This window comes from Streptomyces sp. CA-181903, from assembly GCF_050937075.1.
Taxonomy (GTDB): Bacteria; Actinomycetota; Actinomycetes; order Streptomycetales; family Streptomycetaceae; genus Streptomyces.
Genome location: NZ_JBNJLY010000001.1, coordinates 7389771 through 7403375 on the forward strand (window position 1 = coordinate 7389771; position 13605 = coordinate 7403375).

At 73.7% G+C, this 13605-nt stretch carries 3 protein-coding genes; all 3 read left to right on the plus strand.

Annotated features, from left to right (window positions below; genetic code table 11):
* Window positions 1-17 precede the first annotated feature (17 nt).
* Window positions 18-7721, plus strand: coding sequence for an SDR family NAD(P)-dependent oxidoreductase (locus tag ACQEVS_RS32630; RefSeq protein ID WP_433027019.1), 7704 nt, complete (start codon window positions 18-20; stop codon window positions 7719-7721).
* Window positions 7722-7728: 7 nt separating this feature from the next.
* Window positions 7729-11826, plus strand: a complete 4098-nt coding sequence (locus ACQEVS_RS32635; protein ID WP_433027022.1) for a type I polyketide synthase — start codon at window positions 7729-7731, stop codon at window positions 11824-11826.
* Window positions 11827-12345: 519 nt separating this feature from the next.
* Complete coding sequence (locus ACQEVS_RS32640; protein ID WP_433027025.1) at window positions 12346-13575, plus strand: macrolide family glycosyltransferase; 1230 nt, start codon at window positions 12346-12348, stop codon at window positions 13573-13575.
* Window positions 13576-13605: the final 30 nt, after the last annotated feature.

A 13605-nucleotide genomic window follows, 5' to 3' on the forward strand; every position in this document is an offset into this window, starting at 1 on the left:
GGTTCCGCTCTCGGCGTGTGGCCCCGGAGGGCTCGGAGCCGGTGCCGCTGGACGGCGTGTACGAGCGGTACGCCGAGGGTGGGTTGGCGTACGGGCCGGTGTTCCAGGGATTGCGGGCTGCTTGGCGGTCGGGTGACGAGGTGTTCGCCGAGGTGGCGTTGCCGGACGGCGTGAGCGTCGACGGATTTGGCGTGCACCCGGCCGTGCTGGACGCGGCGTTGCACGCGGTGGGTCTGACGGGGGTGGGGGAGCGGGCCGGTCTGCCGTTCGCCTGGTCCGGTGTGGAGCTGTACGCGACGGGCGCGTCGGCGTTGCGGGTGCGGGTGTCGCCGCGGGGCGAGGGCGCCGTGGCGCTGGAGGTGGCGGACGCCACCGGACGGCCGGTGGCATCGGTGGAGCGGCTGGACGTACGGCCGATCTCCGAGGAGCAACTCGCCCAGGCCCGCGCCGAATACCCCGAGTCGCTGTACCGCGTGGACTGGGTGCCTGCGGTGATGCCGGCCGCGGCGCCCGAATCGGGCGCTGCCGTCGTGGACTTCGAGGATCTGGCGGGTGAGCCCGGAGAACCGGATGTGGTGGTGGTGCGGGCGTTCGGCGGCGCGGTACCGGATGTTCCCGGCGACGTGAGCGCGTTGCTGGAACGCGTGCTGTCGGCCGTACAGGCGTGGCTGGAGGACGAGCGGTGCGCGCGGTCGCGGCTTGTGGTCGTGACGCGCGGCGCGGTGTCGGCCGGCGGCTCGGACGTGGTGGACCTGGCGGGCGCGGCAGTAGGCGGCCTGATGCGGTCGGCACAGGCCGAGCACCCGGACCGGATCGTGCTGCTGGACCTGGACGAGGACGGGACTGAGCTGCCGTCGGACCTGCTGCACCGCGCCCTCGCGGCGGGCGAACAGCAACTTGCCTTCCGGGGCGGAGCGTTGTTCGCACCGCGCCTGGTGCGTGCGGGTGTGCCCGCCGCTGCCGCCGACAGCCTGGGGTTGGCTGACGGCACGGTGTTGGTGACGGGTGGTTTGAGCGGCCTTGGTGCGCTGGTGGCCCGGTGGCTGGTCGCGGAGCACGGGGTGCGGCGCTTGGTGCTGACGTCGCGCCGTGGCGGTCAGACGGGCGGCGCTCAGGAGTTGGTGGCTTCGTTGCTGGAAGCGGGTGCGGTGTCGGTTGACGTGGCGGCCTGTGATGTGGCGGACCGTGAGGCGTTGGCTGGGGTGCTGGCGGCGATCGGTGAGGAGTTCCCGCTGTGCGCGGTGGTGCATGCGGCGGGTGTGCTGGATGACGGCCTGGTGGGCTCGCTGTCGGTGGAGCGGTTGGCCGGTGTGCTGCGTCCGAAGGTGCTCGGTGGCTGGAATTTGCATGAGCTGACGGCCGGGTTGTCGTTGGATGCGTTTGTGGTGTTCTCGTCGGCTGCGGGTGTGCTGGGTGCGCCGGGGCAGGGCAACTACGCGGCGGCGAACGCCTTCCTGGACGCTCTGGTGGAGTCGCGGGTGGCCTCCGGCCTGCCGGGTGCCGCGATGGCGTGGGGTTTGTGGGGCGAGGTGGGCGGCATGGGAGGCGGTCTGTCGGAGGGCGACCGTGCTCGTATGGCTCGTGGTGGTGTGCTGCCGTTGGCGACGGACGAGGGGCTGCGGCTGCTCGGGGTCGGGGCACGCGCTGACGCGGCGCTGGTGCCGGTGCGTTTGGACGTGGAGGCGTTGCGGGCGCAAGGCCCGTCCCTCCCCACTCTCTACCACCACCTCGTCCCCGCAGTCCGGCGCACCGCCGCCGTCAGCGACGGCGGCACCGCCGACACCCTGCACCGGCAGTTGTCCGCCCTGCCGCCGGCCGAGCGGGAACGCGCCCTCCTCGCCGTCGTGCGCGGGCAGGTGGCCGCGGTCCTGGGGCACGCCAACCCGGCCTCGATCGCGCCGGACCGGGCCTTCAACGACCTGGGCTTCGACTCGCTCACCGCCGTCGAACTGCGCAACAGCCTCAACACCGCGACCGGTCTGCGGCTCCCGGCCACCCTCGTCTTCGACTACCCGACCGCCGGCGACCTCGCGCGCCACCTCCACGACGAACTCCTCGGCACGCTCGACACGCCCACCAGCACCCCGGCCGTCCAGGAGAACGCCCACGGTGACGACCCGATCGTGATCGTCGGCATGGCCTGCCGCTACCCGGGCGGCATCGCGTCCCCCGAGGACCTGTGGCGCCTGGTCGCCGACGGCCGCGACTCCGTCTCCACGTTCCCCGACGACCGTGGCTGGGACATCGACGCGCTCTTCGACCCGGATGCCGAACGCCCGGACACCACCTACGTCGACAAGGGCGGTTTCCTGCACGACGCCGCCGACTTCGACGCGGACTTCTTCCGGATCAGCCCCAACGAGGCACTGAGCACCGACCCGCAGCAGCGGCTGCTGCTGGAGGTCTCCTGGGAGGCGTTCGAGCGGGCCGGGATCGACCCGGCGACGGTCAAGGGCAGCAGGACCGGCGTCTTCGCCGGCGTCATGTACCACGACTACCCCACCAGCCACAGCGCGGGAAGCATCGTCTCCGGCCGCATCGCCTACACCTACGGCCTGGAGGGCCCGGCGGTGACGGTCGACACGGCCTGCTCCTCCTCCCTCGTCGCCCTGCACCTGGCCGGCCAGGCCCTGCGCAACGGTGACTGCTCGCTGGCCCTGGTCGGCGGCGTGACCGTGATGTCCACCCCGGCCACCTTCATCGAGTTCAGCCGCCAGCGCGGCCTGGCGCGCGACGGCCGGTGCAAGTCCTTCGCCGACGCGGCGGACGGCACCGGCTGGTCCGAGGGCGTCGGCGTGCTCGTGGTCGAGCGGCTGTCGGACGCGCGACGCAACGGCCACCGCGTGCTCGCGGTCGTCCGCGGCTCGGCGGTCAACCAGGACGGCGCCAGCAACGGGCTGACGGCGCCCAACGGCCCGTCGCAGCAGCGAGTGATCCGGGCAGCCCTGGCCAACGCGCGGCTGTCGGCGGACGAGGTCGACGCGGTGGAGGCGCACGGTACCGGCACGGTCCTCGGCGACCCGATCGAGGCCCAGGCGCTGCTGGCGACGTACGGCCGCGACCGCGCCCCGGAACGGCCGCTCTGGCTCGGCTCCATCAAGTCCAACCTGGGCCACACCCAGGCGGCGGCGGGTGTCGCCGGCATCATCAAGATGGTCATGGCGATGCGCAACGGTGTGCTGCCGCAAACCCTCCACGTGGACGCGCCGTCGTCGAAGGTGGACTGGACGGCGGGCGCGGTGGAACTCCTCACCGAGGCCCGCCCGTGGGAGTCCCGGGGCGTCAGGCGCGCGGCGGTGTCGTCCTTCGGCATCAGCGGCACCAACGCGCACGTCATCATCGAACAGGCCGCCCCCGAGCCGGCCCCCGCGGACCAGGAAGCGGACACCTTCCCGACGCCGCTCTGGCCCGTGTCCGGCGCGACCGCCGACGCCCTGAAGGCCCAGGCGGCACAACTGCTGGACCTGCTGGAGCGTGAGGATGCTCCGGGGCTGGGGGAGGTGGCGGTGGCGCTGGCGACGACGCGGGCGCAGCTGGAACACCGCGCGGTCCTCACCGGCACCAACCGCGCCGACCTCACCGCCGCCCTCGCCGCACTCGCGGCCGGACAGGACGCGCCGGGCCTGGTGCGCGGCACGGCGAGCGAGGGCCGGCTGGCGTTCCTGTTCACCGGGCAGGGTGCGCAGCGGGTCGGGATGGGCCGGGAGCTGTACGAGAGGTTCCCGGTGTTCGCCCAGGCGCTGGACGAGGTGTGCGGGCATCTCGACGCACACCTCCAACGGCCGCTCAAGGACGTCCTCTTCGGCGAGGACGGGGAGCTGCTGAACCGAACGGAGTACGCGCAGCCGGCTCTCTTCGCCATCGAGACGGCACTGTTCCGGCTGGTGGAGTCCTGGGGTGTACGCCCGGAAGCCCTGGCCGGGCACTCGATCGGGGAGATCGCGGCAGCACATGTTGCCGGGGTGCTGTCCCTGGCGGATGCGTGCACGCTGGTGGCGGCACGCGGCCGGCTGATGCAGGCCCTGCCCGAGGGCGGTGTCATGGCTGCCCTCCAGTGCACTGAAGAGGAAGCTCTCGCGCTGCTGGGCGAGGCGCAGGACGCAGCCGTCGCCGCCGTCAACGGCCCGCGCGCGGTCGTCATCTCCGGCGCCCGTGAAACCGTCACCACGATCGCGGCGAAGCTGAAGGAAGAGGGCCGCAAAACCTCACTGCTGAAGGTCTCCCACGCCTTCCACTCCCCCCTCATGGACCCCATGCTGGAAGACTTCCGCACCATCGTCACCGGCCTGTCCTTCACCGAACCCCGCATCCCGATCGTCTCCACCGTCACCGGACAGACCGCCACCACCGCGGAGTTGACCAGCGCCGACTACTGGGTGGAGCACGTGCGCCGCCCGGTCCGCTTCGCCGACGCCCTCACCACCCTCACCACCGACGGCATCACCACCTTCCTCGAAATCGGACCCGACGCCGTCCTCACCGCCATGACCACCACCGCGCTCCCCGACGACACCACGGTCACCTGCGTCCCGCTCCTGCGCCGCAACCGCCCGGAGGAGACCGAAGCCCTCACCGCCCTCGCCCGCCTCTGGGTCCAGGGTCACCCCGTCGACTGGACACAGCTCCACCCCACCGGCCGAGCCGGACTCGTCGACCTCCCCACCTACCCCTTCCAGCGCCGCCGCTACTGGATCGACGGCTACTCCCCGTTCGGCGCGGCCTCCGGTGCCGGCGGTCACCCGCTGCTGGGGAAGCCGGTGTCGCTGGCGGGTTCGGACGGGCTGCTGTTCTCCGGCCGGCTCTCCCTCCGCACGCATCCCTGGCTCGCCGACCACGCGGTCGGGGACACCGTCCTCTTCCCCGGCACGGGCTTCGTGGACCTGGCGATCGCAGCCGGTGACCAGGTGGGATGCGCGGTCCTGTCGGACATGACCCTGGAAGCGCCGCTGGTCCTCCCCGAGCACGGGGACGTGCACACCCAGCTCGTGGTCGACGCTCCCGACGCCTCCGGAGACCGCACCTTCAGCATTCACTCCCGCTCCGAGGACACGCTGGGCGACGGTGTGTGGGTGCGGCACGCGAGCGGCGTCCTGGGTGCGGTGAGCCGTGGTGAAGGTTCCGCTTTCGCCGTGTGGCCTCCGGCGGGCGCGGAGCCGCTGCCGGTCGATGGACTGTACGAGCGGTACGCCGACGGTGGGTTGGCGTACGGCCCCGTGTTCCAGGGGTTGCGGGCTGCTTGGCGGTCGGGTGACGAGGTGTTTGCCGAGGTGGCGTTGCCGGACGGCGTGAGCGTCGACGGATTTGGCGTGCACCCGGCCGTGCTGGACTCCGCCCTGCACGCGGTGGGTCTCACCGCGGTGGGGGAGCGGGCCGGCCTGCCGTTCGCCTGGTCCGGTGTGGAGCTGTACGCGACAGGGGCCTCGGCGCTCCGGGTGCGCGTGTCGCCGCGGGGCGAGGGCGCCGTGGCGCTGGAGGTGGCGGACGCCTCCGGCCGGCCGGTCGCGTCCGTGGAGCGGCTGGACGTACGGCCGATCTCCGAGGAGCAACTCGCGCAGGCCCGCGCCGAGTACCACGACTCCCTCTACCGCGTCGACTGGACCCCGGTCGCGTCACCCGCCCGCGTCCCCGCCGGGACGTGGACGGTGGTCGGCCCGGACGCGCCCACCTGGTCGCGGGTGCTGGCCGCGGCCGGACAGGTGACGAGCGCAGAAGCGGCCCCCGGACTGACGGAGGCCGGCACGACGGACGTCGTCGTGCTGCCGGCCGTGGCCGAGGGCACGAGCGACGACGAGGCCGGTGCGGCACGTGAGCGCACCCACGGGATGCTGGCCGACCTGCAGTCCTGGCTGGCGGACGAGCGGTTCGCCGCCTCGACGCTCGTCGTGGTCACCCGGGGCGCGGCTCCGGCGGGCACCGCCGGGGTCACCGACCTCGCGGGCGCCGCGGTGGGCGGGCTGGTGCGGTCGGCCCAGGCGGAGAACCCGGGCCGGATCGTGCTCGTCGACACCGACGGCACCGACGCCTCGCTCGCCGCCCTGCCTCGTGCGCTGGCCACCGGCGAGGAGTACCTCGCCGTCCGGGAAGGCGAGTTGTCCGCGCCCCGGCTGGCCCGGGTCCCCGCGACCGTACGCGCCGCCGACCCCGACTCCGCCGAGGACCGCGAGGAGCACGGCACGATCCTCGTCACGGGTGCCACCGGCGCCCTGGGCGTACTGGTCGCCCGCCACCTGGCGGCCGAACACGGAGCCCGGCACCTCCTGCTGGCCAGCCGTCGGGGAGCGGACGCCCCGGGCGCCGCGGAACTGGCGGCCGAACTGGCGGAAGCGGGCGCGGAGGTGACGTTCGCCGCCTGCGACATCGCCGACCGCGACCGGCTGGCGGCGCTCCTGGACTCCGTACCCGCCGAGCACCCGCTGACCGCCGTGGTGCACATCGCCGGCGCGCTGGACGACGGCGTCATCGGCTCGCTGACCCCCGGCCGCATGGACACCGTGCTCCGGCCCAAGGCCGACGCGGCCTGGAACCTGCACGAGCTGACGCGCGGCCTGGACCTGTCCGCGTTCGTCCTCTTCTCCTCCATCGCCGGCGCCCTGGGCGTACCCGGACAGGGCAACTACGCGGCCGCCAACGCCTTCCTGGACGTCCTGGCACACCGCCGCCGGGCGGCAGGGCTGCCGGCGACGTCGCTGGCCTGGGGCATGTGGGCGGACGACACCGGGATGGCCGGCGGGCTGAGCGACGCGGACGTACGGCGCATGGCACGCTCCGGCGCCGGCGCGCTCTCCGCCAAGGAGGGCCTGGCGCTGTTCGACGCGGCGTTCACCGGCACCGGGCGGTTCGCGCCCCCGGACGAGGCACTGCTCGTCCCGGTCGCGCTCGACCTGCGCCTCCTGGCCCAGGGCGAGCCCGGCGAACTGCCGCCCCTCTTCCGCGGCCTGGTCCGGACGACCGCACGGCGAACCGCGCGGTCGGCCCAGGAGCCGTCCGCCGGCACCGGGAACCTGCTGGCCCGCCTGGCGGAGACGCCCGCGGCGGAACGCCGGGACCTGCTGACGGAGGTGGTCCGGGCGCAGGTCGTGGCGGTGCTCGGGCACACCGACGCGGAGGGTGTCGACGCCGACCGGTCGTTCAACGCCCTGGGCTTCGACTCGCTGACCGCCGTCGAGTTCCGCAACCGCCTCAACGCCGCCACCGGCCTCCGGCTCCCCGCCGCGCTCACCTTCGACCACCCGAGCAGCCGGGCCGTCGCCGACCACCTGTGGGAGGAGCTCGCGCCCCGGCTGGAGGAGGAGCCGGCGGCGGACGGAAGCGGTTCCGGTTCGGCCGAGGACCGCGTCCGCGCGGCGCTCGCCGCCATCCCGCTCTCCCGCCTGCGGGAAGCCGGTCTGATGGACAGCCTCCTGGAGCTCGCGGGACTCGACGCCGGCGTCCTCGCCGCGGACGAGGAGACGGGCGCCGCCGCGTACTCCATCGACGCGATGGACACCGACGCCCTGATCAGCATGGCCCTCGCCGACACGGGCGCGACGCGGGACGGCGACGGAGCCGATGCGGCGGACGGAGCGTACGGCGTGGACGGAGCGTACGGCGCGGAGGACGACCACGAGTACGACGCCTACGACGCCCACGACGTCTTCGGGGGAGACCCGGAGGGGGACGGCGGATCGGGCCACCAGGACGTCGACGTCCTCGACGTCACTGACATGACGCGGGAGAAGTGACATCACCATGACCCAGCCCAGTCAGCCGAGCCGGACCGGCCGGCCCGACCCCGCACCCCGGCAGGCCGCCGCCCCGGAGGCGAAGCTCGTCGACGCCCTCCGGACCTCGCTCAAGGAGACCGAGCGGCTGCGCGAACAGAACCGCAGGCTGTCCGGCGCCCTGCGCGAACCGCTGGCCATCGTCGGCATGGCCTGCCGTTACCCGGGCGGCGTCCGTTCCCCGGAGGACCTGTGGCGGCTGGTCAGCGAGGAGATCGACGCCGTAGCGGAGTTCCCCGAGGACCGGGGCTGGGACGTCGACGCCCTGTACGACCCCGACCCCGACCCCGAGCCCGACTCCGGCAATGAGAACGACGGCACCTCCCTCACCCGCCACGGCGGATTCCTCTACGACGCCGCCCATTTCGACGCCCCCTTCTTCGGCGTGGCACCCCGCGACGCCCACGCCCTCGACCCGCAGCAGCGGCTGCTGCTGGAGACGTCGTGGGAGGCGCTGGAACACGCCCGGATGGACCCGCGCGCCCTTCGGGGCAGCAAGACGGGTGTGTTCGCCGGCGTCATGTACCACGACTACGTCAACAGCTACGGCAGCGGCAGCGTCGTGTCGGGCCGCGTCGCCTACACGCTCGGGCTGGAGGGCCCGGCGGTGTCGGTGGACACGGCGTGCTCGTCGTCGCTGGTCGCCCTGCACCTGGCCGGGCAGGCGCTGCGCAACGGCGAGTGCTCGCTCGCCCTGGCGGCCGGCGTCACCGTCATGGCCACCCCGGGCACGTACGTCGACTTCAGCCGCCAGCGCGGGCTGTCCCCCGACGGACGGTGCAAGTCCTTCGCCGAGGCGGCGGACGGAACCGGGTTCTCGGAAGGCGTGGGCGTGCTCGTGGTCGAGCGGCTGTCGGACGCGCGGCGCAACGGGCACCGCGTGCTGGCGGTCGTGCGGGGCTCGGCGGTCAACCAGGACGGCGCCAGCAACGGACTGACGGCGCCGAACGGCCCGTCGCAGCAGCGCGTCATCCGGGCAGCCCTGGCCAACGCGCGGCTGTCGGCCGAGCAGGTGGACGCGGTGGAGGCCCACGGCACGGGGACGACGCTGGGCGACCCGATCGAGGCGCAGGCGCTGCTGGCGACGTACGGCAAGGACCGTGCGGCGGAGCGTCCGTTGTGGCTGGGCTCGGTGAAGTCCAACCTCGGACACACGCAGGCGGCTGCGGGTGTGGCGGGCATCATCAAGATGGTGATGGCGATGCGTCATGGTGTGCTGCCGAGGACGCTGCATGTGGACGCGCCGTCGTCGAAGGTGGACTGGACGGCGGGCGCGGTGGAACTCCTCACCGAAGCCCGCCCGTGGATCTCGGACAGGGCACGCCGTGCGGCGGTGTCGTCCTTCGGGATCAGCGGGACGAACGCGCACGTCATCCTGGAGGAAGCACCCCAGGAGCCCCCCGCCCCCGCCCCGGAGGCACCCACGGGCCCGGTGCTCTGGCCGCTCTCCGCCACCAGCCCGCAGGCCCTGCGCGCGCAGGCCCGCCGCCTCCTGGACGTACTCCCGGACGACGACGGCCTCGCCCCGACCGGCTTCGCCCTGGCCACCACCCGCGCCCACTTCGACCACCGCGCCGTCGTCACCGGCCGCACCCGCACCGACCTCGCCACGGCCCTGACCGCCCTCGCCGACGGCACCCCCGCCCCCGGCCTCACCCAGGGCACGGCCCGCACCACCGGCAAAACCGCCTTCCTCTTCACGGGGCAGGGCGCGCAGCGGATCGGGATGGGCCGGGAGCTGTACGAGACGTTCCCGGTGTTCGCGCGGGCGTTGGACGAGGTGTGCGGGCATCTCGACGCACACCTTGAACGGCCGCTCAAGGACGTCCTGTTCGGCGAGGACGGGGAGGTGCTGAACCGTACGGAGTGCGCGCAGCCGGCTCTGTTCGCCGTCGAGACGGCGTTGTTCCGGCTGGTGGAGGCGTGGGGTGTGCGGCCGGAGGTGCTGGCGGGGCACTCGATCGGGGAGATCGCGGCGGCGCATGTCGCCGGGGTGCTGTCCCTGGCGGACGCGTGCACGCTGGTGGCGGCGCGGGGCCGGCTGATGCAGGCCCTGCCCGACGGCGGCGTCATGGCCGCCCTCCAAGCCACCGAAGACGAAGCCCTCGCCCTGCTCGGCAAGGCGCAGGACGCAGCCATCGCCGCCGTCAACGGCCCGCGCGCGGTCGTCATCTCCGGCGCTCGCGAAACCGTGACCGCGATCGTGGAGAAGCTGAAGGAGCAGGGCCGCAAGACCTCACTGCTGAAGGTCTCCCACGCCTTCCACTCCCCCCTCATGGACCCCATGCTGGAAGACTTCCGCACGGTCGTCGCCGGCCTGTCCTTCACCGAACCCCGCATCCCGATCGTCTCCACCGTCACCGGACAGATCGCCACCACCGGGGAGTTGACGAGCGCCGACTACTGGGTGGAGCACGTCCGCCGCCCCGTCCGCTTCGCCGACGCCGTGCGGGCCGCCGTGGCGCGTGGTGCCGTCAGGTTCGTGGAGGTCGGTCCCGACGCGGTGCTGTCGGGCATGGTGGACGCGTGCCTGGAGCCGGACGAGGCCGAGCGGGCGGCGGTCGTGCCGCTGCTGCGCAAGGGGCGGGACGAGGCTCCGGCGGTGGCGGCGGGTGTGGGACGCCTGCACACCGCCGGTGTCCCCGTGGACTGGGCGGCGTTCTACGAGGGCAGCGGCGCGCGCGTGGTGGACCTGCCGACGTACGCGTTCCAGCACCGCCGCTACTGGATCGACTCGCCCGCCCTGTTCGGCGGCTCCGCCTCCGGCTTCGGCACCGCCGGACAGGACACGTCCGAGACCACGGGACCGCGGCACGACCCGGCCGCTCCCGAGCGGCTCCGCGCCCGGCTGGCCGAACTCCCGGACGTGGAACGGGAGAAGCTGCTCACCGAGGTGGTCGTGGAACACGTCGCCCTGGTGCTGGGGTACGAGTCCGTGGCCGAGGTGGACCCGGAGCGCGGGTTCCTGGAGGCGGGTGTCGATTCGCTGTCCGCCGCCGAGCTGCGCCGGGCCCTGGGCCGGGCGACCGGGCTGGACATCGACCCCGCCGCCGTGTTCGACCTCGGCAGCCCGGCCCGGCTCGCCGCACACCTGCGTACCGCGCTGGACACCGCGCCCGCGCTCCCCGACGTCGCCGTCGGTTCCGGGCGGGACGCGGCCGGCGTACCGCGGCCGGCGGAGACGCTGAGCGGGCTGTTCCGGGCGGCGGTCCGGGAAGGGAAGATGGCGGCGGGCACCGCCCTGCTGAACGCCGCGGCCGACCTGCGCCCCTCCTTCCGTACCGCCGCCGAGGCGCGGGGCGTGCGCGAGCCGGTGACCCTGGCCCGCGGTTCCCGGGGGCCCGCCCTGATCTGCTTCCCGTCGCCGATGGCCCTCGCCGGGCCCCAGCAGTACGCGCGGCTCGCAGCGCACTTCCGCGGGGTGCGGGACGTGCACGTGGTGACCTCGCCCGGCTTCGCGGCCGGCGAGCCGCTGCCCGCCTCCGTGGACGCCGCCGTCGACCACTTCGCGCACAGCGTGCGGGAGTTGGCGGGCGACGAGCCGTTCGTCCTGGTGGGCTACTCGTCGGGCGGGCAGTTCGCGCACGCCACGGCGGGCCGGCTGGAGGCCGAGGGTATGCGACCCGCCGCGGTCGTCCTGCTGGACACCTATCTGCCCACTGGCGAGGAGGCAAACGACGCCGGGGGAAGCGGCGACGGGGGTAACGGCGACGGCGACGCGCTGTGGGCGCGGATGCTGGACGGCATGCTGGAACGCGAGGACGCCTTCGGGACGTTCACCGCCGACCGGCTCTCCGCCATGGGCCGCTACAGCCTCTTCATCACCCGGTGCGCCCCCGGGCCCATGACGGCGCCCGTGCTGTTCGTCCGGCCGACGGAGCCCTTCCCCGGGCAGGCGGAGGCCGGGAGTGGCGAGGCCGACTGGCGTTCCTCCTGGCCCGCCGCGCACACCCTGCGCGAGGTCCCCGGCAACCACTTCACCCTCCTCGAAGGCGCGTCGCAGACGACGGCCGAGGCCGTGGAGGCGTGGGTGGCGGCACTCGACGAGCACCGCGGCGGGCGCTGAACACCGCTGTGGCCTGCGGGCCCCCGGCCCCGGCAGTGCCCGACCGGCACGCCGGGGCCTCCCCGCATCACCATTTCCGATAAACCGTCACCTCCGCCACCTCTATCACTTCCATCATCTGTATCACCTGCGTCACCTCCATCACCTCTCATCCCTGTTTGTGACCCACGCCACGATTGCCGGACCCCGCCGCCGGAAAGTCAGTCACGGGGGGTACATCCACAGACGCTTTCGCGAAAGGTTCGAAGAACCGGGCGCGGGTCTTTCCCCTGTACAAGCGATATTCGTCGCGCATTCGACCGCCACCGGACCGGCCGGGAATGCTCGGCCGCCCGGGGGCGCGCCGTCGGATGCGTCCGCACCGCGCCGCACGCGTGCTACGCTCCGGCGCCAGGCCAAGGATGCGATCTCATCAGCGAGTTGATACCGGGGCACACGATCCCCGTGAAGATTCGTCCGGGTACCGCGCGGGCCGGTGGGAGGGGCCTCGGACACGTGCCGCGAGGGGGCGTCGCGCTCATGGAGAAGGAGCCCCCCAAGCGCTGCTACACCATCGCCGTGATCAGCGCGCCGGACGAGGCCCACACCCGGCCGATGCTGCCCATCGTGCGCGAACTGCGCCGCAGGGACCACCGGATCACCTACATCACCACCATGGAGTTCGCCGAGCGGGCCGCCACCGCCGGCGTGGACGTCCTGGTGCCGGAGTCCCGGCCCGAGTACGGGCCGTACGGCGAGGCGCGGGACCCGGCCGCGGCGCTCGACCTCTCCAGCGTCGAGAAGACCCTCGACTGCGCGGAGGAGATCCACGCCGAGTTCGCCGACGACATCCCCGACCTCGTGCTGTACGAGTCCTCCACCCGCGTCGTCGCCCGCCTGCTCACCTGCCGCTGGAACCGGCCCGGCGTACAGGTCTACCCCTCGTTCGCCTGGGACGACGCCCGCGGTGCCGACCCGCCGGTGCCCGAGGGGCGGTCGTCCGAGGAGTGCCTGGCGCGCCTCCCCGACGGGCTGCGAAGACGGCTGGCCCGGTTCCTGGCCTACGCCGAGCACGCCGGCGCGCCGCCGCAGGACTTCTACACCCGGGCCGAGCCGCTGTCCATCGCCCTGATGCCCAGGGCGTTCCAGAGCGACGGGGACCTGTTCGACGGCCGGGTGGCGTTCGTCGGGCCGTGCATCCCCGAGCGCCGCATCGACGAGCGCTGGATGCCGGCGGCGAACGGGCTGCCCGTGGTGCTCCTCGCCCTGGACCCCGCGCTGCTCCACCGGGAGCCGGGCTACCTCCGGGAGTGCGCGGCGGCGCTGGCGCGCCTGCCGCTGCACCTGGTCGTCACCACCGGAGGCGCGGACGACCGCGGCCGGGAGCGGGGCGCCTTACCGCCGAACGTGGAGGTGCACGCCCGGGTGCCGCGCTCGGTGGTGCTGCGCCGGGCCTCCGCGTACATCTGCCATCCGGACGCCGGCAGCGTCATGGAAGCCCTCTACTTCAACACCCCGCTGGTCGCCGTGCCGACGACCGCGTCGGAACGGGAGGTGGCGGACCGCGTGGCCGAACTCGGCCTCGGCGTACGGCTGCCTCCGGAGGCAGCCGCTCCGGAACGGCTCGCCGAAGCGGTCCGCACCCTCCTCGACGACGCCGACACCCTGCACCGGGTGCGCGGGCTCCAGCGCGAGGCGCGCCGGGCGGGCGGCGCGCGCCGGGCCGCGGACGAGATCGAACGCTATCTGGAGTGGATCTACGAGCCGTAGCGGCGGACCGTCGGCGGGCGCGCGGGCAGG